Source organism: Aeromicrobium fastidiosum, assembly GCF_017876595.1.
Taxonomy (GTDB): Bacteria; Actinomycetota; Actinomycetes; order Propionibacteriales; family Nocardioidaceae; genus Aeromicrobium; species Aeromicrobium fastidiosum.
Genome location: NZ_JAGIOG010000001.1, coordinates 3,695,322 through 3,713,168 on the forward strand (window position 1 = coordinate 3,695,322; position 17,847 = coordinate 3,713,168).

At 68.9% G+C, this 17,847-nt stretch carries 18 protein-coding genes and 2 tRNA genes; 9 read left to right on the top strand and 11 right to left on the bottom strand.

Going from position 1 to position 17,847, the window contains the following annotated elements; genetic code table 11:
* Window positions 1-103: 103 nt before the first annotated feature.
* The 5 genes from JOF40_RS18420 to JOF40_RS18440 form a co-directional block, all read right to left on the bottom strand.
* Window positions 104-179, bottom strand: a tRNA-Glu gene (locus JOF40_RS18420).
* 66 nt (window positions 180-245) lie between these two features.
* Window positions 246-317, bottom strand: a tRNA-Gln gene (locus JOF40_RS18425).
* Between the two features lie 68 nt (window positions 318-385).
* A complete protein-coding gene (gene gltX, locus JOF40_RS18430; RefSeq protein WP_129182564.1) occupies window positions 386-1,927 on the bottom strand; it encodes a glutamate--tRNA ligase in 1,542 nt (513 codons plus the stop codon).
* Window positions 1,920-2,702, bottom strand: coding sequence for a fumarylacetoacetate hydrolase family protein (locus tag JOF40_RS18435; protein ID WP_129182566.1), 783 nt, complete (start codon window positions 2,700-2,702; stop codon window positions 1,920-1,922). Before JOF40_RS18435 ends, gltX begins: the two co-directional genes overlap by 8 nt.
* A 41-nt stretch (window positions 2,703-2,743) precedes the next feature.
* A complete protein-coding gene (locus tag JOF40_RS18440) occupies window positions 2,744-3,628 on the bottom strand; it encodes an NAD(P)/FAD-dependent oxidoreductase (protein ID WP_129182568.1) in 885 nt (294 codons plus the stop codon).
* Between the two features lie 53 nt (window positions 3,629-3,681).
* Here JOF40_RS18440 and JOF40_RS18445 point away from each other — a divergent pair, with 53 nt between their 5' ends.
* Window positions 3,682-4,116, top strand: a complete 435-nt coding sequence (locus JOF40_RS18445) for a MerR family transcriptional regulator (protein ID WP_129182570.1) — start codon at window positions 3,682-3,684, stop codon at window positions 4,114-4,116.
* 210 nt (window positions 4,117-4,326) lie between these two features.
* Here the strand turns inward: JOF40_RS18445 and JOF40_RS18450 are convergent, their stop codons facing one another.
* Genes JOF40_RS18450 through JOF40_RS18465 form a run of 4 tightly spaced genes read right to left on the bottom strand, consistent with a single transcriptional unit; the run spans window position 4,327 to window position 6,729 of the window.
* The gene (locus tag JOF40_RS18450; protein WP_129182573.1) at window positions 4,327-5,091 is read right to left on the bottom strand and encodes an isoprenyl transferase; all 765 of its coding nucleotides are present in this window, start codon (window positions 5,089-5,091) and stop codon (window positions 4,327-4,329) included.
* 27 nt (window positions 5,092-5,118) lie between these two features.
* Window positions 5,119-5,847 (bottom strand): DNA repair protein RecO, encoded by a 729-nt coding sequence (gene recO / locus JOF40_RS18455; RefSeq protein WP_129182575.1) that lies wholly within the window; start codon window positions 5,845-5,847, stop codon window positions 5,119-5,121.
* A 54-nt stretch (window positions 5,848-5,901) separates the two neighbouring features.
* Complete coding sequence (locus tag JOF40_RS18460; protein WP_129182576.1) at window positions 5,902-6,273, bottom strand: hypothetical protein; 372 nt, start codon at window positions 6,271-6,273, stop codon at window positions 5,902-5,904.
* 24 nt (window positions 6,274-6,297) lie between these two features.
* Window positions 6,298-6,729, bottom strand: coding sequence for a VOC family protein (locus tag JOF40_RS18465; protein WP_129182578.1), 432 nt, complete (start codon window positions 6,727-6,729; stop codon window positions 6,298-6,300).
* Window positions 6,730-6,798: 69 nt separating this feature from the next.
* Between JOF40_RS18465 and JOF40_RS18470 the strand changes: the two genes are divergently transcribed.
* Window positions 6,799-7,464: a DUF429 domain-containing protein gene (locus JOF40_RS18470; protein WP_188111770.1), complete on the top strand. Its 666-nt coding sequence runs from the start codon at window positions 6,799-6,801 to the stop codon at window positions 7,462-7,464.
* Window positions 7,465-7,571: 107 nt separating this feature from the next.
* On the opposite strand, the gene JOF40_RS18475 is transcribed toward JOF40_RS18470, so the two are convergent.
* Entirely contained in the window at window positions 7,572-8,654 is a 1,083-nt protein-coding gene (locus JOF40_RS18475; RefSeq protein WP_129182582.1) for a saccharopine dehydrogenase family protein, read from the bottom strand.
* 220 nt (window positions 8,655-8,874) lie between these two features.
* On the opposite strand from JOF40_RS18475, the gene JOF40_RS18480 reads away from it, so the two are divergent.
* Window positions 8,875-10,056, top strand: a complete 1,182-nt coding sequence (locus JOF40_RS18480) for an MFS transporter (RefSeq protein ID WP_129182584.1) — start codon at window positions 8,875-8,877, stop codon at window positions 10,054-10,056.
* Between the two features lie 27 nt (window positions 10,057-10,083).
* On the opposite strand, the gene JOF40_RS18485 is transcribed toward JOF40_RS18480, so the two are convergent.
* A complete protein-coding gene (locus tag JOF40_RS18485; protein ID WP_129182586.1) occupies window positions 10,084-11,664 on the bottom strand; it encodes a PucR family transcriptional regulator in 1,581 nt (526 codons plus the stop codon).
* Between the two features lie 104 nt (window positions 11,665-11,768).
* Between JOF40_RS18485 and JOF40_RS18490 the strand changes: the two genes are divergently transcribed.
* From JOF40_RS18490 to JOF40_RS18515, 6 genes are read left to right on the top strand one after another with little or no spacing between them, the layout of a single operon-like run.
* Complete coding sequence (locus tag JOF40_RS18490; protein WP_129182588.1) at window positions 11,769-12,515, top strand: hypothetical protein; 747 nt, start codon at window positions 11,769-11,771, stop codon at window positions 12,513-12,515.
* Window positions 12,512-13,627, top strand: a complete 1,116-nt coding sequence (gene menC, locus JOF40_RS18495) for an o-succinylbenzoate synthase (RefSeq protein WP_129182590.1) — start codon at window positions 12,512-12,514, stop codon at window positions 13,625-13,627. The genes JOF40_RS18490 and menC overlap by 4 nt, the downstream gene beginning before the upstream one ends.
* The gene (locus JOF40_RS18500; RefSeq protein WP_129182591.1) at window positions 13,624-15,207 is read left to right on the top strand and encodes an N-acyl-D-amino-acid deacylase family protein; all 1,584 of its coding nucleotides are present in this window, start codon (window positions 13,624-13,626) and stop codon (window positions 15,205-15,207) included. The genes menC and JOF40_RS18500 overlap by 4 nt, the downstream gene beginning before the upstream one ends.
* 38 nt (window positions 15,208-15,245) lie before the next feature.
* Entirely contained in the window at window positions 15,246-16,133 is an 888-nt protein-coding gene (locus JOF40_RS18505) for an ABC transporter substrate-binding protein (RefSeq protein WP_129182593.1), read from the top strand.
* Window positions 16,114-17,049: an amino acid ABC transporter permease gene (locus tag JOF40_RS18510; protein ID WP_129182595.1), complete on the top strand. Its 936-nt coding sequence runs from the start codon at window positions 16,114-16,116 to the stop codon at window positions 17,047-17,049. The genes JOF40_RS18505 and JOF40_RS18510 overlap by 20 nt, the downstream gene beginning before the upstream one ends.
* The gene (locus tag JOF40_RS18515) at window positions 17,046-17,843 is read left to right on the top strand and encodes an amino acid ABC transporter ATP-binding protein (protein ID WP_129182597.1); all 798 of its coding nucleotides are present in this window, start codon (window positions 17,046-17,048) and stop codon (window positions 17,841-17,843) included. The genes JOF40_RS18510 and JOF40_RS18515 overlap by 4 nt, the downstream gene beginning before the upstream one ends.
* The last annotated feature ends 4 nt before the right edge of the window (window positions 17,844-17,847 follow it).

Below are 17,847 nucleotides of genomic sequence, written 5' to 3' on the forward strand. Positions count from 1 at the left end.
ACCGCGGCCGGCCCCTCGGGGAGCCGGCCGCGGTGCTGCGTGGGTCCGGCAACCACAAGACCCCCTGACCTTGCGTTTCCGCAGGTCAGGGGGTCTGTGTCCATGGTAGCCCCGACGGGATTCGAACCCGCGCTACCGCCTTGAGAGGGCGACGTGCTAGGCCGCTACACAACGGGGCCATGGGGTGGTCTTGCGACCTCCAGAACCCTACCAAAAGGCCTTCGCAGGCCGCTCAGAGGGTTTCGCTGGGATACTAGGACTCGAACCTAGAATGGCGGTACCAGAAACCGCTGTGTTGCCAATTACACCATATCCCAATGGCTGCGGACGCTGTCCGAACCGAGGTCAAACTTTACCCGACGGTGCACCCGCAGCCCAAACCGGGTTACCCCTGAGCGATCTGCCCGAGAGCTGCGTCGAGGCGCAGGATCGTCTTGCGGTGCCCCAGCAGCTCGAGCGACTCGAACAGCGGCGGCGAGATGCGGCTGCCCGTCACCGCCACGCGGACGGGTCCGAACGCCAGGCGCGGCTTGAGCCCCATGCCGTCGATCAGGGCCACGCGCAGCGCACCCTCGATCGTGCTGGTCGTCCACTCCGCCGTGCCGGGGATCGCATCGAGGGCCTCCCGCGCGGCCCGGACGACCTCGAGCCCCTTCTCGTCGAGATTCTTGGCCGCGTCGGCCTCGTCGACCGTGAACTCCTCGTCGGAGACGAACAGGAAGCGCAGCATGTCGACGGCCTCGGTGAGCAGCGTCATGCGCTCGTGCACCAGCGGCGTCGCGGCGGCCAGGATGCCGAGCTGCGTGCCGGTGGGCGTGGGGTCGATCAGACCCGCGTCCTGGAAGTAGGGCACGAGCCGGTCGCTCAGCTCGGCCTCGCTCAGCAGGCGCACGTGCGAGCCGTTGATGGCCTCGGCCTTCTTGATGTCGAACCGGGCCGGACTGGCGTTGACGCTGCCGATCTCGAACGCCTCGACCATCTCGGGGATGCTGAACACGTCGCGGTCGTCGGCGATGGACCAGCCCAGCAGCGCCATGTAGTTGAGCAGGCCCTCGGGCAGGAAGCCCTTGGGCTTGTAGTCGAGCAGGTTGGACTCCGGGTCGCGCTTCGACAGCTTGCGGTTGCCCTCGCCCATCACGAACGGCAGGTGCCCGAACTCAGGCGTGAACCCTCCCCCGATGCCGATCTCGGCGAACGCCTCGTAGAGGGCGATCTGACGGGGCGTCGAGCTGAGCAGGTCCTCGCCGCGCAGCACGTGGGTCACGCCCATCATGGCGTCGTCGGTGGGGTTGGTCAGCGTGTAGAGCGACTGGCCGTTGGCGCGGACGATGACGAAGTCCTGCACGTTCTCCGAGCCGAACGTGATCTCGCCGCGGACGAGGTCGGTGAACGTCCAGTCCTTGTGCGGCATCTTGAATCGGATGACGGGCTCGCGGCCCTCCGCCTCATAGGCGGCCCGCTGCCCGTCGGTGAGGTCGCGGTGCAGGCCGTCGTAGCCGCTCGGCTTGCCCGCGGCACGGGCCGCGTTGCGCCGGGCCTCGAGCTCTTCGGCGGTGTCGTACGCCTTGTAGGCGAAGCCCGCGTCGAGCAGCTGCTGGGCAACGTCGGCGTAGATGTCCATGCGCTCGGACTGGCGGTAGGGGCCGTGGGGGCCGCCGACCTCGGGACCCTCGTCCCAGTCGAGGCCGAGCCAGCGCATCACCTCGACGAGGAGCGTGTACGACTCCTCGTTGTCGCGCGACGTGTCGGTGTCCTCGATGCGGAAGACGAACGTCCCGCCGTGGTGGCGGGCGAAGGCCCAGCTGAACAGGGCCGTGCGCGCCATGCCGACGTGCGGGTTGCCGGTCGGCGACGGGCAGAACCGCGCGACGACGGGGCGAGCGCCCGTTGAGCCTGTCGAAGCGGCCGTCGTGGGAGCGTCAGTCATTGCGGGAGACCACCTGGTTCGTGAGGGTGCCGATGCCCTCGACCGTCACGCTGACCGAGTCACCGACCTGCATGGGACCGACGCCGTCGGGCGTTCCGGTCAGGATGACGTCGCCGGGCAGCAGCGTCATGAAGGACGAGACGTACGCGATGACGTCGGGGACCGTGAAGACCATGTCGGACGTGCGACCGTCCTGCTTCAGCTCGTCGCCGAGGCGGGTCGTGACCTGCACGTCGGACGGGTCGAAGTCGGTCTCGATCCACGGCCCAAGGGGGCAGAACGTGTCGAAGCCCTTGGCGCGGGCCCACTGACCGTCCTTGGCCTGCAGATCGCGCGCCGTGACGTCGTTGGCGACGGTGTAGCCGAAGATGACCTTCTTGGCGTCGTCGACGGGCACGTCGCGGCAGATGCGTCCGATGACGACCGCGAGCTCGCCCTCGAAGTGCACGTTGCTGCTCTGCTCGGGGTAGAAGATCGGCTCCCCGGGCCCGATGACGCTGGTGTTGGGCTTGAGGAAGATCAGCGGCTCCTCGGGCACCTCGCCGCCCATCTCGGCGGCGTGCTTGGCGTAGTTCTTGCCGACGCACACGACCTTGCTGCGCGGGATGACCGGCGCCAGCAGACGCACGTCCGCGAGCGGGATCTTCTGGCCGCTGAGGTTGAGCCCCGCATAGAGCGGGTCTCCGTTCAGCACGGCGATGGTGGGGACACCGTTGTCGTCCCCGATGACTCCGAAACGAGGATCGTCGTCCCCGGCAAACCTGGCGATACGCATAGGGCCCCAGCCTATCGGTCGTGGCCGGGACCCCTCGACGCCTAGCCGACCTGGGTCGCCTCGCGGGCCAGCAGGTGGTGGACGGCCGCCGCGCCCGCGACCATGCCCGCGGCCTGGGAGGTGACGATCGACGACATCGGCATCGGCAGCTCGGGGTGGTGCGCCGCGTCACCTGCCGCGAACACGCCTGGCACCGAGGTCGCCTGGAGGGCGTTGACCCGGACGCATCCCGACTCGTTCAGCTCGAGGCCCAGCTGCTCTGCGAAGGCGGCCGACTGGCTGAAGGTCGGCGCGATGAACATCCCGTCGACGTGCACGATCGATCCGTCGTCCATCGCGAGGTCGAGGCCGCCGCCGGCACGGGCGATCGTCCGGACGCGTCCGTGGACGTCGACCAGCTCGGAGCCCAGACGGCCCAGCATGGCCGAGAGCCGATCGAAGTGCGCCCCATCGACGTCCAGCGCGATGGTCCGCCCGGCGAGCTCGTGCCCGTGGCAGAACGGGCAGGCAGCGATCTCCTTGCCCCACGCCTCGGCGAGGCCCGGCACGTCGGGCAGGGCGTCGCGGACGCCGGTGGCGAGCACCAGGGCGGCCGCACGCTCAGTCGTCCCTCCCTCCAGGTGGATGACGAAGTCGTCGCGATCCTGCTCGACACGGCTCGCCGGCTCCGGGCGCACCTCCACGGTGTCGTAGGCCGCAAGGTCGATGCGAGCCAGACGACGGAACTCTGCCGGGGCGATGCCGTCGTGGGTCGCGTAGTTGTGGGCGTGCTCGACCGTGGCGTTGCGGTACTCGCCGGAGTCGAGCATCAGCACCGAGCGGTGCATGCGTCCGAGGGTGAGGGCGGCCTGCAGACCCGCGGGTCCGCCGCCGATGACGATGACGTCGTGGGTGGCGTGGGCGGTTGAAGAGGTGAGGTGATCCATGGTGAGACCTTTCGATGCTTGCGTGAAGCTCCAGCATGTGAGTTCATGTCGACATGAAGTCAAGTCCCGAGTCCGCATCACTCCGGTCGATCGGCGACACCGCCGCCCGCTTCGGCCTCGACACCCATGTGCTGCGCCACTGGGAGGACAAGGGACTGCTGTCGCCGGCTCGCGACGGTGCCGACCGGCGGCTCTACGGCGACGACGACGTCGTGCGGATCGCGGTCATCCTGCGGGCGAAGGCCGCTGGCATGACGCTCGACCAGGTCGCGGTGCTGCTCGACGACGATCACGGGCCGAAGCGGCACGCCGTGCTGCAGGAGCACATCGCCGACCTCGACCGGCGGATGCGCGAGATGGAGCTCTCGCGGGCGATGGCCGTGCACGCCTTCGAGTGCGAGGCGCACGACATGACCCGGTGCCCGGGCTTCAGGTCGACGATCCAGGACGTGCTGGCGGGGGCTCCGTGGCCTGTGGCACCTTCCTGACCTCGTCGGCCACGGTCGGCCGTTGGCCGTCCGGCACGTGACGGTGGTTTCCCAGGTGCACCCCGGAAGTTTTGGAGGTGCACCCCGAAGACCGACACCTCACACCGGATGCAACCGGGGTGCGGTGACCGCTTTCGGGGTCACCCCGACATCGACAGGCGGAGACCGTCGAATCCGGGGTGGACCTGGGAAACTGCGGACCGGCAGGGCTCAGGCGCTGCCGTAGCGACGGTTGCGCGCCGCGTACTCCTCGATGGCCGCCCACAGCGCACGGCGGTCGACGTCGGGCCAGGCGATGTCGCTGAACACCATCTCGGCGTAGGCCGACTGCCACAACAGGAAGTTGCTGGTGCGCTGCTCACCCGAGGTGCGCCAGAACAGGTCGACGTCCTCCATGTCGGGCTCGTCGAGGTAGCGGGCGAAGGTCTTCTCGGTGACCTTGTCGGGGTTGACCCGCCCGGCAGCGACGTCGCGAGCCAGCGCTGCGGCGGCGTCGGCGATCTCGGCCCGGCCGCCGTAGTTGACGCACATCGTCAGGGTGAGGACGTCGTTGTCGCGGGTGAGCTCCTCGGCGGTCTCGAGCTCCTTGATGACGCTGCGCCACAGCCGCGGACGCCGGCCGGCCCAGCGCACTCGCACGCCCAGCTCGTGCATCTCGTCGCGGCGGCGACGGATGACATCTCGGTTGAAGCCCATCAGGAACCGCACCTCGTCGGGCGACCGCTTCCAGTTCTCGGTGGAGAAGGCATAGGCCGAGACGGCCTTGACGCCGATCTCGATGGCCCCCTCGACGACGTCGAACAGCGCCGCCTCGCCCATCTCGTGCCCCGCGGTGCGCGGCAGGCCCCGCTGCTTGGCCCAGCGGCCGTTGCCGTCCATGACGATCGCGACGTGCCGGGGCACCTGCGCGAGCGGGATGCTGGGCACTGTCGCCCCTGAGGGGTGCGGCACGGGCCGGCGGACCTGGCGCTTCATCGGTCACTCGTCTCGTTCATCGATCTCTCACCTGTCGACGTGGCTGAGCGAGCGCAGCCCCCGCTCGAGGTGCCACGACAGGTAGGCGCTGACGATGCTGCTGGCCTCGCGACGCGACCTGTCGTCGGACGCCCCGACCGTGGGCCAGTCGCCGCTGAGCAGCCCGGCCAGGAGCGTCACCGTGAACGGCGAGGGTGCGGCCGACCCGGCGACGCGGCAGTCGTTGCACAGCATGCCGCCCGAGGCCGCGTGGAAGCTGCGGTGCGGGCCCTCCTCGCCGCAGCGCGCGCATCCGTCGAACGTCGGCGCGTAGCCCGCGATCGACAGGGCCCGCAGCTGGTAGGAGTCGAGGATCAGGCCAGGAGTCATGTGTCGCTCCCGCAGAGCACGCAGGGCGCCCACGAGCAGCTGGAACTGGGCGACGGCCGGCTCGCCGTCCTCCTGCACGAGCCGTTCGGCGGTCTCGAGCATCGCGGTGCCAGCGGTGTAGGCCTCGTAGTCGAGGCCGAGGTCCTTCGCGAAGGCGTTGACGGTCTCGACCTGCGTGATGACGTCGAGCGACCGGCCCTCGGCGAGCTGCACGTCGACGTGCATGAACGGCTCGAGCCGTCCACCGAACCGCGACGTGGTCTTGCGGACGCCCTTGCCCACGGCCCGCACGATGCCGCGCTGCCGGGTCAGCAGCGTGATGATGCGATCGGCTTCACCCAGCTTGTGGACCCGCAGCACGATGCCGGTGTCGCGGTAGAGACTCACCCGTCCATTGTGCCGTGCGGCACCGACGTTCGCGGTGCGCGGCGCGCTGAGGGGTCAGCCCGCACCCTGCTGCACGCCGCACTCGGACCCCAGCGCGCGACCGAGCTCGTCGAAGGCTTCGCGGTCGCTCTGGGTGAACGCGTAGTCGTCGGGATCGACGTAGCCGGGGTTGCCCTCGCCGACGTAGCGGCCGATGGCTTCGTCGGACATGTCGGAGTCGACGACGAGCTTCGCCGCGCAGTCGGCCTGGGTGGGCGAGGCCCCGAGCCCTGACACGCCGTCCTCGATCGCGGACGCGATGGCGTCGGCGCTGGGGCGTCCGCCCAGGCCGGCATCCGCGGCTCCCCCGCCGTCGCCGCCGGCGCACCCGGCGAGCAGGACGATCGCGGCCAACACCATGGTCAATCGGCTCGCAGCTGTCATCATGCTCGACAGCGTAGGAGACGCCGATCAGTCGAGACAGAACTCGTTGCCCTCGGGATCGTGCATCGTGATGAAGCCGTGCTCCATGCCGCCATCAGGCTCGACCCGGTAGGCACGCCCAGCGCCCAGCGCCTCCAGCCGGGACGCCTCTGCCTCCAGCGCCTGCATGCGCTCGTCGCCGACCAGACCGGGTGCGACGCGGAGGTCGAGGTGCACCCGGTTCTTGGCGGTCTTGCCCTCGGGCACCCGCTGGAAGAACACGCGCGGAGCACCATCGGCCACGATCGCCGACCGTGAGTTCCACTGGCTCTCCGGCACGCCGAAGGCGCGCAGGGCGTCGTCCCACGACTCGAACCCCTCGGGCGGCGGTTGCACCTCGTAGCCCAGCGCCTCGGCCCAGAAGGCCGCGAGCGCTGCGGGGTCTGCACAGTCGAACGTCACCTGGAACTCTCTGCTCATGGCTTCACCCTCCCGCAGGCCACCGACACTTCCCGGCCGCGGGATCGGACCGGTGGCAGGATGCGGGTCATGGGAGCCGTACTGGGGGTCGACGGGTGCAAGGACGGCTGGGTCGGCGTCGTCTGGGGTGATGGCGACGACACCGAGGTCCTGGTGCGCCCGACGATCGCCGAGCTGGTCGCCGCTGCCGGCGCCGTCGACGCGATCGCGATAGACACCCCCATCGACCTGCCGGCCGACGTGCCGCGCGAAGCCGAGCGCCTGGCGCGCGGACGCCTGCCGGGGCGCGCCTCGACGGTGTTCAACGCTCCCGCTGCGGCGGTGCTCGAGGTGTCCGACTATCCCGCGGCCAATGCCGCCAACCGGGCGGCTCTCGGGCTGGGGCTCAGCAAGCAGGCCTGGTACCTGGTGCCCAAGATCCGTGACGTGCACGACTGGCTCACGACGACCCCGGATGTCCCGGTCGTCGAGGCGCACCCCGAGGTCTGCTTCGCGGCGATGAACGGCGGGGTGCTGGTCGACGGCAAGAAGACGTCGGCCGGCGAGTCGCTACGGCGGGCGCTGCTCGCGGCGCACGGGCTCCGCGTCATGACCGAGCGGCAACGCGGGGTCGCCGTCGACGACGTCCTCGACGCCGCGGCGACGGCCTGGACCGCCCGCCGGTTCGCCGACGGCCTGGCAGAGCGCCTCCCCCCGGAGCCGCGCGGCGAGCTGCATCCCGCGATCTGGGTCTGACCCACGAGGCCGCCGAGTGCTGGGTTCCGGGCCTCGAGTGCCGCGTCCTGGACAGACACGCCGTCCCAGACTGTCCAGAACCCAGCACTCGCGGTCACGGCGCTGGGTCAGACGGTGCCCTGCTCGGCGAAGTGGCGACCGGCCTGGGTCGAGAAGAGGGCCTCGAGGGTGATGTCCTCCTGCTTGACGAACCCGGTCGCGGGCAGCACGCCGTCGGCGACGAGCTCGACGACGCTGACGGCCGAGGCCGCCGTGGTCCACGAGATCGCGCGCCACGTGCGTCCGGAGATGTCGAGCGGCTTGTACGCGCGCACGTGGTTCTCGCGGAAGGGCTGACCGTTCTTGCGTCCCTCGACCGCGGCGTGGATGTAGACCACGTCGTCGTTCACCGGCGGCTTGGAGTCGACCAGCATCTGCCCCACGAGATCGCGCTGCTCGCGCAGGTTGAGCTCGTCGAACAGGAAGTGCATCTGGTCGAAGTGCCCGGGGTAGCGCAGCGTCTTGTAGTCGAGGCGGTGCACCGACCCCTCGTACGTCTCGCACATCGTGCCGAGCCCGCCGGACGTCAGCGCCGCCTCGAGCTCGATGCCGCCGATGAACACGCGCTCCTTCTCGGTCATGGCCGGCACCATCTGCCGGTGCCCCTGACGCAGCACCTCGCAGTCGTTGAGGTACTCGTTGACGACACCCTCGGGCGACCAGTTGATCGCGTAGCCCAGAAGTCCCGTGGGGTTCTGCGGGAGGGCACCGACCTTGAGCTCGATCGAGCGGATCTCGTCGAAGGTCTTGGCGATCGAGGCACCGATGATGCCGATCAGGCCGGGCGCCAGGCCGCACTGCGGCACGAACGCGGCCGCGGGACTGTCGGAGGCCAGCTCGATGACGCGGTTGGTCGTGGGGACGTCCTCGGTGAGGTCGAAGTAGTGCACCCGTGCGTCGTACGCCGCCTCGGCGACCGCGATGTTGAGGTTGAACGGCAGGCACGACACGACGGCGTCGACGCCGCGCAGCGACTCCCGCAGGCCGTCGGCGTCCTGCACGTCGAGCAGCTTGGTCTCGAAGACGAGATCGGGACGTGCGGCGGCGTCGTAGCCGACGACCTTGAAGCCCGACTCCCCCAGCAGGTCGGCGACGAGCTCGCCGACCTTGCCGAGCCCGAACACCGCGACCTGGTTGATGATGCGCGACATGTGACTCCTCCTTCGTCGGGCCGTGGCGAATCGCGTCACGGCCGCTCCAACGCGCCGACCTGTGGCCGACGTCACGGGGAGCGTACCGCGAAATCACCTCTTTGGTGTACCGGCTGGCCGGTACACCAAAGTGACACCTTCCCGCCACCGGCAGGCCCCCGGGATGGATCCGCGGGCCGGCCGCGTTGTCCCCGACGTCCGACCCACCACAAGGAGCGACATGTCCCGCCTGACCGGAGGCCGCGCGTTCACGGTGATCGTGCTCGCCTTCCTCGTGACGATGATCGGCACGACGCTCCCCACCCCGATGTACGGCCTCTACCAGCAGCGACTGGGCTTCTCGCTCACCACGATCACGATCGTGTTCGCGACCTATGCGTTCGGCGTCCTCGCAGCCTTGCTGCTGTTCGGTCGCTGGTCGGACGCCCTCGGGCGCAGGCCGCTGCTCGTCGCAGGTCTCACGACGTCGCTCGCGAGCGATCTGGTCTTCCTCGTCGCCGATGCCACGTGGGTGCTGTTGGTCGCCCGAGCCGTGTCCGGCGTCTCGGCCGGCATCTACGTGGGCACCGCGACCGCAGCGGTCATCGAGTCGGCACCAGAGCGGTGGCGATCGCGGGCCCCGCTCGTCGCGACCGCCGCCAACATCGGCGGGCTCGGGCTCGGCCCGGTCATCGCGGCCGTTCTGGTCGAGGCGTTCCCGTGGCCCGTGCACCTGACGTTCGTCGTGCACGCCGTGGCCGCGGCCCTCGTGCTGCTGCTCCTGACGCAGGTGGCCGAGACGGTCGACGTCGTGCCCGGCGCGCGCCCCAGCCTGCAACGCCCGCGGGTGCCGGCAGCGGCTAGGACGACGTTCATCGGTGCCGGTATCGCGGGGTTCGCCGGATTCGCGGTGTGTGGTCTGTTCACGGCCGTGTCGCCGCGGTTCGTCGGCGAGGCCGTCGACCAACCGCACGCGGTGGTGTCGGTGTCGGTGGTCTTCGCCCTGTTCGCCGCGTCCGTCATCGCCCAGGTCGTGCTGCACCGGATCTCGAGCGACATCGGCGCGACCCTCGGCTGCGCGCTGCTGGCGGTCGGCATGCTGTTGTTCACGGTGTCCCTGGCCACCCAGAGCCTGTGGCTGATGCTCGTCGCGGCCGTCGTCGCGGGTGCCGGGCAGGGCATCTCGTTCAGCAAGGGACTCGCCGCCGTGCTGGTGCGCGTGCAGCCGCACGAGCGCGCCGGGACGACGTCGGCGTTCTTCGTGGTCGCCTACGTGGCGATCTCGGTGCCCGTCATCGGCAGCGGCATCGCGTCCGACCGGTGGGGCCTCGACCCGACCGGCATCGCGTTCTCGATCGGTGCCGCAGTGCTCGCGGTGCTGGCGCTGGTCACCCTGCTGGTCGACCAACGCCGGACCGCCTGATCGCTGGACCCCGTCTGCACGAGACGGTCATGTCCGCGGCGATCCGGCCGGGTCGTAGCGCGACCGCAGCGTCAACCACGCCAGCAGCAGATCGTCTGCCTCGTCGCGCAGCCCGCTGATGTCGCGGGCTCGGCCCAGCCGATAGCGCAGTGTGTTGGGATGCACCGACAACGCCTCGGCGGTGCGCTTGGTGTCCATGCGGTGGCGGAACCAGGTCGCGACGGTGTGCACGAAATCAGTGCCCCGCTGCTCGTCGTGCGCCTCGAGCCTGCTGATCGGCTCAGAGGCGACGACAGGCTGCTCCGCCAGCACCTGGGCGAGCGACCACAGGGCGACACGGCTCTGGCATGACAGCGCTGTCAGGACGGACGGATCGTCCTCGGTACCGAGGATAGTGGCCAGTAGTTCGGCCTCTCGGCGCGAGGAGCTGATCTCGTCGACCGACATCACGACCGATCCGACGCCGGCCCGCACGACGATGCCCGTCGCTGCCGCCCTCTCCACCAGGATCGCGGCATTGGCTGCCACACGCTCGACATCCGTGGCCACGACACCAGGAACGAGGATGTAGATCGTGCCGCCGAGCACGCACACCCCCGCGGTCGGTTGCCAGGCCGAGACGAAGACGTTGACCATCGTCACCAGACGGTTCCACCGCGGATGGGTCTCGACGTCAGCGCCACCTCCGGCAGATGCCACGAAGTCGACCGCGAGCGCCGCCACGACGAACGGGCCTCGAGCTGGCATGCCCAGGCGGGACACGGCAGGTCGCGCGGTCCGCCGCCCCTCCAGAACAGCCTGCACCAGGCTCGCGCGTTGCTCCCGCTCGAAGGTCGACACGCTGCGGTTCTGAACGATCTGCACCGCGACCAGGTCGGCTGCGCGCTCCAGCAGGTAGTCCGCGTCGCGAGGTAGCAGGCCTCCCTCGTCGACGACCCACATCGAACCCAGCACATCGGTGCCCAGGCGAACCGCGATGGCCAGACGGTCCAGTGCATGTCCCACGCCGGTGATCCGCACGACCCCGGACGATGCGAACACCGCGGCGTACTGCTCGTCGTTCTCCGGAAGGGTGGGAACGTGGCGTCCGAGGATAGACCGACGGCGGTCCTCGTCGATCACCTGGCCGTCGACGGTCGAGTAGGCCAAGACGGTCTGGTCGAGGTTCTCGATCGTGACGGCACCACCGAGCAGTGAGGCCGTGGTGTTGGCGGTGTCGAACAGGTCGCCGCCGTGCCGGTTCGACTCCATCGTCAAGATGCCCGACACCAGACGTTCGACCTGCGACCAGGTGAGGGTGGCACCCAGGTCGAGGACGCCCAGCCCCGTCTCGGGCAGCTGCTCGGCCGTCTCAGCGGCACCGCGGGCCACGACGGCGTCGAAGCCTGCCGCTTCCGCCGACCTGACCAGCTCCGGCAGATCGGCGGCAGCGACACCGACTGCCAGAAGAACTCCTGCGCCTCCCGCGTCCATGGGCACGAGCGGGTCGTGGATCGTGCACATCGCGGATCGCACGACTCGAGTGACGTCACCGCACGCCACGGTCAGATCAGCCAGCCCACATCGGCCGATCAGCTCGTCCACCGACAGGTCATCGCGACTAGACATGCGACGACCCTACCGGCCCTCCAGTGCAGAACCACTAAGTTCTACCCCAAGACACTGTGCATCTCACCAAAGACAGCACGGTGCCGGAACGGAAGGATGTGCGCATGCCCATCAATGACGTGACGGACATCAGCCGACTTCGCGAGGTCGAGCAGGTGCTGAGCAGCATCTGGGGAAGCGAATCGTCGCCTGTTCCCCTCGACATCCTGCGCGCCGTGACCCATGCCGGCGGCCATGTGGCGGGCTGCTGGGAGGACGAGACCCTGGTGGCGGCCTCAGTCGCGACACCAGCCGACCAGGTCACCCTGTACTCGATCGTGGTGGGCGTGACGTCCGGGCAGACGGGTCGCGGCCTCGGCCAGATGATGAAGCAGCACCAGCGCGCCTGGGCGCTGTCGGCTGGGTTCAGCAACATCCGCTGGACCGTGGATCCGCTGCTGCGACTCAACGCCCACTTCAACCTGCTGCGGCTCGGGGCCCACACGAGCGGGTACGAAGAGGACTTCTTCGGTGCTGTACACGACGCCTTCAACGACGGCGGCCCCAGCGACCGACTGGTGGTCGACTGGCCGTTGGATGCCGATCCGCGCCGCCCGTCGCCGGGCTGGTCCGCCGGAGCCGTCACGATCGAGCAGGGCCCCGACCGCCTGCCCGCTGTCATCCGCGACGGGCCTCTCACGTGGCTGCGGATCCCCGACGACATCGTGTTCCTGCGAGCCACTGACGCGGAGGCGAGCGATGCATGGACGCAGATCTATCGGACCCACATGTCCGCCCCGATGCGCTCGCGGCACGTGACGGTCGCCGGTCTGACGACCGCGGGATGGTACGTCCTGGAGCAGCGCGCATGAGGATTCGTTCCGTGCGGATGTATCGCCTCCGCCTTCCGCTGGTTCGGCCGTTCCGGACCTCGTTCGGCACCTCCACCGCGCGCGAGGCACTCGTGCTGAGGATCGAGACGGACGACGCGATCGGGTGGGCCGAGTGCGCCGCCGATCCCGAGCCGCTGTACAGCGAGGAGTTTCTGGACAGCGCGTCGATCGTGATCACGGACCACCTCCTCCCACGACTGCTGGCTGCCGGCGACACGCTGACGGCAGCCGACGTCGCCCGCACGCTCGCCCCGGTGAGCGGACACCCGATGGCCAAGCACGTGCTCGAGACGGCGGTGCTCGATGCCGAGCTGAGGGCGGCCGGAGTCAGCTTCGCTCACCGTCTGGGTGCCGTCCGACCCCACGTGCGGGCCGGCGTCTCGGTCGGGATCGCCGAGTCGATCCCGGTGCTGCTCGACGAAGTCGGCGCTGCAGTCGAACAGGGCTATCCACGCATCAAGCTGAAGATCGAACCGGGCTGGGACGTCGAACCGGTGAGAGCCGTTCGCGAAGCCTTCGGCGACATCGACCTCCAGGTGGATGCCAACGCTGCCTACGACGGCCGCGACATCGAGCACCTGGCCCGTCTCGATGCCTTCGATCTGGTGCTGATCGAGCAGCCTTTCGCCGAGAACGATCTGCTGACCCACGCGGCAGCCACACGCCGCTGGGCCACCCCGGTGTGCCTCGACGAGTCGATCCGCGACGTCACGACAGCTCGCACAGCACTGCACCTGGGTGCCTGCAGCATCATCAACATCAAGCCGGCCCGCGTGGGCGGCTATCTCCACGCCGTAGCCGTGCACGATCTGGCTGTGGCTCAGGGCGTCCCGGTCTGGTGCGGCGGCATGCTCGAGACCGGCATCGGCCGGGCCGGCAACGTCGCGCTCGCCGCACTGGCCGGTTTCACCCTGCCCGGTGACGTCTCCGCGAGCCAGCGGTACTACGCCGAGGACATCACCGAGCCGTTCGTCCTGCGCGATGGCGGACTGGACGTGCCCTCCGGCCCAGGCTTGGGCGTCGAGGTCGACCCCTCGGTCGTCGCACACTGGTCAGTCGAGACGCGCGAGCTGATCGGATCGAGACGATGAGCGAACGCACCACCGTGACGGGTGGCTGGCTGATCGACGGCACCGGCTCGCCGGCACGTCGCGCCGACCTGCTCATCGAGGACGACCGCATCAGCGCCGTCACCCAGCCGGGCGATCTCGCATCGACCGATGCCCGGACGATCGATGTCGGCGGTCTGACGATCACCCCAGGGATCATCGACGTCCACTCGCACGCCGACATCGCCTTCGCCCTGGCCGGTGACGACGTCTCGAAGATCCTCCAGGGCGTGACCACCGAGGTGGTGGGCAACTGCGGCACCTCGCTGGCACCCTTGGGCGTCGCGCACCGAGAGGTCGCCACCCGGATCGCCGGGCCGGACGCCGACCTCTCGTGGACGGGCTTCGGGGACTACCTGGACGCCGTCGACGGTGGAACCCAGGTGACGAACTCCTGCCACCTGGTCGGACACAGCAGTCTGCGTGAGGCCGTTCTCGGACACGATGATCGTGCGCCCGATCCGGACGAGCTGTCGACGATGGTGCGGTTGCTTCACGACGCCCTCGAGGCTGGTGCCTTCGGCCTGTCGACGGGTCTGATCTACCCGCCAGGTGCCTTCGCCGAAGCGAACGAGGTGGCGACGCTGGTCAGCTCTCTGTCCGCCCACCACGTCTACGCGACGCACATGCGCAATGAATCCGACCATCTGATCGCCGCCCTCGACGAGGCCATCGGGTCCCTCCGCGACGCCAGCTGCCGCTTGCAGGTCTCCCACCTGAAGGCGACCGGTCGACGGAACCACGGAACCATGGGCATCGCCCTCGAGAGGCTCGACCGAGCTCGCCGCCGGGGCCTGGACGTCCACCACGACGTCTATCCCTACACGGCCGCGTCCACCGGACTCACGGCCTGCCTGCCCCCGTGGTCGCTCGTGGGCGGCACCGCCGAGATGCTGAGCCGACTCACGAGCGCCTCCGTGCGGGACCGCATACGGCACGACGTGCTCTCACCCTCGCCACACGACTGGGACAACCCTGTGGCCGCGGCCGGCTGGGAAGGCCTCGTGATCGCCGGGACGGGCTCAGGCAGTCACGAGGGCGTGTCGTTGGCTGCCCTGGCCGACGAGTGGGACTGCGACCCGTTCGGTGCGATGGTCGACCTGCTGGTTCGCGAGCTGGGTCAGGTCACCATGGTCGAGCACTCCATGGATCAGGCCGACGTCGATCTCGCCGTGACGGACCGTCACGCGATCATCGCCTCCGACGGGTTGCCGCCGGGATCCGGGGGCTCCAGCCACCCGCGCGGCCACGGAACATTTCCTCGAGCGCTCGGCCACCTGAGTCGCGACCGCGGCCTGCTCGACCTGCCGACGGCTGTGCACAAGATGACCGGGCTGCCCGCCGAGGTCTTCGGCATCGCCGACCGTGGCGTCGTGCGGACGGGTTCGATCGCGGACCTCGTCTGCTTCGATCCTCTCGCCATTGCCGACCATGCCACCTACGAGCACCCCCACCGCGAACCCACCGGCATCCGCTGGGTCATGCAGGCCGGCCAGCTCACCGTCCATCACGGGGCGTGGCTCGGGCGACGTCTCGGCCGCCGGCTCACTCGCTCTCCCTGACACCCCCGATCCCCCGATCCCCCGAAGGAAGGTTCACCATGAAGATTCCCACCCGGTTCGCCGCAGCAGTCGCTGCCGTGAGCATGGTCGCCGTCACGGCCGCCTGCGGCTCGTCCACCGAGACCGCGAAGCCCGAGACCAGCAAGGCAGACGCCAAGATCCGCGCCATGCTCCCTGCTGATGTCCGGGACAAGGGCGTGCTCAACGTCGCCTCGGACGTCCCCTACCCGCCGTTCGAGTTCTACGACACCGACGGCAAGACGGTGATCGGCATGGATCCCGATCTGGGCAAGGCCATCGGCGACGTGCTCGGCCTCACCCTGACGTTCAACGCCGTGTCGTTCGAGTCGATGATCCCGAGCCTGAAGTCGGGCAAGTACGACGTCCTGTTCACGGGTATGAGCGACACCCCCGAGCGCCAGAAGGAGGTCACCTTCGTGGACTACCTGCAGACCGGCGGCTCGCTGATGATCAAGGACGGCTCCACGACCCGGCCCGGATCGCTGGAAGAGCTGTGCGGCCTCACCGTCGGCGCTCAGTCCGCGACCATCATCGTGGACTACCTCGAGGGCGTCATCGCTCCCGAGTGCGCGAAGGATGCGCAGCTCAAGCTGTCGCAGTTCACGGGCCAGGACGATCTGGTGCAGGCACTGCGCAGCGGACGTGTCGACGTGGCAGTCATCCCCTCCCCCTCGGCCGGCTACATCGTCAAGACCACCAAGAACGAGTTCGAGCTGACGTTCACGCTCCCGTTCGGGATCCTGGGCATCGCCGTGCCGAAGGGCTCCGACAAGCTGGCCGCGGCCTTCGAGGCGGCCCTGCAGAAGCTGATCGACGACGGCACGTACACCAAGACGCTGACCAAGTACGGTCTCGAGAAGCTCGCGCTCGACAAGGCGACCACCAATGCCGGCACCGCTTCCTGAGCGGACCCGTCACGCCGATCCCGTCCCGGTGCGCCCCCTGCGGCGCCCGGGGCGTTGGATCGCGGTGGCGGTCGTGATCGTGCTGGCTGTCTCCGTCGCGCACTCGGTTGCAACGAACCACCGGTTCGAATGGGACGTCGTCTGGGAGTACTTCACCTCTCGGCAGCTGATCGACGGGATGCTCACGACACTGAAGCTGACCGTGCTGTCGATGGCGATCGGCGTGACGCTCGGGGTCATCCTGGCCGTCATGCGCCAGTCGGACGTCTGGATCATCCGTACCGTCGCCAGCGTCTACATCTGGTTCTTTCGTGGCACACCGGTCCTGGTGCAGATCATCTTCTGGTTCAACCTGGCCGCTGTCTATCCGACCATCCAGCTCGGTCTGCCAGGACTCGATCCGTGGATCAGCATGGACTCCAACCAGGCCATCACCCCCATCGCTGCCGCACTGCTCGCCTTGGGCCTGAATGAGGCTGCCTACATGTCGGAGATCGTCCGCGCCGGGCTGGTGTCGGTCGATGACGGACAGATGGAGGCGGCCACGTCGCTGGGCATGTCACGTTCTCGTGCGATGCGCAAGATCGTCCTCCCTCAGGCCATGCGTGTCATCATCCCGCCGACCGGCAACGAGACGATCGGCATGCTCAAGGTGACCGCGCTCGTCTCCGTGGTGGCCGTCGCAGACCTTCTGTATGCCGCCCAGGTCGTGTACTCGACGACCTTCCAGACCGTTCCGCTGCTGATCGCCGCAAGCCTCTGGTACATCGTGATGACCTCGGTGCTGTCCGTGGGCCAGGTCCAGCTCGAGCGGCACTTCTCGCGCGGCTCGACCTCGACGCAGCACGAGTCCTTCGCCCAGCGGTTCCGTGCTGCTGCATCCCGGTTCCACGCCTCCGACAGGAGAACCTCATGACGACCGAACAGCGTCGCGACACCCCGGACCCGTCGAACCCCGTCGTCCGCATCGAGGGGGTCCACAAGAGCTTCGGCCGCACTAAAGTGCTGCACGGTGTGAGCCTCGACGTGGCTTCCGGAGAGGTCAGCTGCCTGATCGGACCGTCCGGTTCGGGCAAGTCGACCATGCTCCGGTGCATCAACCACCTGGAGAAGGTCGACGCAGGACGCATCTGGGTCAATGGCGAGATGGTGGGATACGCCGATCACGGAACCTACCTGCAGGAGCTGCACGACCGTGAGGTGCAGAGGCGCCGGGCAAGGATCGGGATGGTATTCCAACGCTTCAACCTGTTCCCGCACATGACTGCTCTGCAGAACATCACCGCCGCACCGATCGGGGTGGCCGGCGAGCCGCGCAAGGAGGCCGAGGAGAACGCCCGGTCGCTGCTCGATCGGGTCGGGCTGGCGCACAAGGCCGCCGCCTATCCTCGGCACCTGTCTGGCGGTCAGCAGCAGCGGGTGGCCATCGCGCGGGCACTGGCCATGCGGCCGCAGGTGATGCTGTTCGACGAGCCGACCAGTGCGCTGGATCCTGAGCTGGTCGGCGAGGTGCTCGAGGTCATGCGCGACCTCGCCGCCAACGGGATGACCATGATCGTGGTCACCCATGAGATCGCCTTCGCCCGCGAGGTGGCAGACACCGTGGCATTCATGGACGACGGCCACATCGTGGAGCACGGGTCGGCCAGAGCCCTGATCGAGACCCCTCAGCACGAGCGGACCCGCAGCTTCCTGGCGCGCGTCACGTGAGCTC

Excerpts from the sequence above, each read along its gene's own strand:
- gltX (WP_129182564.1), bottom strand. The coding sequence starts at position 1,927 with ATGACTGACGCTCCCACGACGGCCGCTTCGACAGGCTCAACGGGCGCT.
- JOF40_RS18460 (WP_129182576.1), bottom strand. The coding sequence starts at position 6,273 with ATGATGACAGCTGCGAGCCGATTGACCATGGTGTTGGCCGCGATCGTC.
- JOF40_RS18510 (WP_129182595.1), top strand. The coding sequence starts at position 16,114 with ATGCCGGCACCGCTTCCTGAGCGGACCCGTCACGCCGATCCCGTCCCG.
- JOF40_RS18450 (WP_129182573.1), bottom strand. The coding sequence starts at position 5,091 with ATGAAGCGCCAGGTCCGCCGGCCCGTGCCGCACCCCTCAGGGGCGACA.
- JOF40_RS18505 (WP_129182593.1), top strand. The coding sequence starts at position 15,246 with ATGAAGATTCCCACCCGGTTCGCCGCAGCAGTCGCTGCCGTGAGCATG.
- JOF40_RS18435 (WP_129182566.1), bottom strand. The coding sequence starts at position 2,702 with ATGCGTATCGCCAGGTTTGCCGGGGACGACGATCCTCGTTTCGGAGTC.
- JOF40_RS18500 (WP_129182591.1), top strand. The coding sequence starts at position 13,624 with ATGAGCGAACGCACCACCGTGACGGGTGGCTGGCTGATCGACGGCACC.
- JOF40_RS18480 (WP_129182584.1), top strand. The coding sequence starts at position 8,875 with ATGTCCCGCCTGACCGGAGGCCGCGCGTTCACGGTGATCGTGCTCGCC.
- JOF40_RS18475 (WP_129182582.1), bottom strand. The coding sequence starts at position 8,654 with ATGTCGCGCATCATCAACCAGGTCGCGGTGTTCGGGCTCGGCAAGGTC.
- JOF40_RS18445 (WP_129182570.1), top strand. The coding sequence starts at position 3,682 with ATGAAGTCAAGTCCCGAGTCCGCATCACTCCGGTCGATCGGCGACACC.
- JOF40_RS18440 (WP_129182568.1), bottom strand. The coding sequence starts at position 3,628 with ATGGATCACCTCACCTCTTCAACCGCCCACGCCACCCACGACGTCATC.
- JOF40_RS18485 (WP_129182586.1), bottom strand. The coding sequence starts at position 11,664 with ATGTCTAGTCGCGATGACCTGTCGGTGGACGAGCTGATCGGCCGATGT.
- menC (WP_129182590.1), top strand. The coding sequence starts at position 12,512 with ATGAGGATTCGTTCCGTGCGGATGTATCGCCTCCGCCTTCCGCTGGTT.
- JOF40_RS18490 (WP_129182588.1), top strand. The coding sequence starts at position 11,769 with ATGCCCATCAATGACGTGACGGACATCAGCCGACTTCGCGAGGTCGAG.
- JOF40_RS18515 (WP_129182597.1), top strand. The coding sequence starts at position 17,046 with ATGACGACCGAACAGCGTCGCGACACCCCGGACCCGTCGAACCCCGTC.
- JOF40_RS18470 (WP_188111770.1), top strand. The coding sequence starts at position 6,799 with ATGGGAGCCGTACTGGGGGTCGACGGGTGCAAGGACGGCTGGGTCGGC.
- JOF40_RS18465 (WP_129182578.1), bottom strand. The coding sequence starts at position 6,729 with ATGAGCAGAGAGTTCCAGGTGACGTTCGACTGTGCAGACCCCGCAGCG.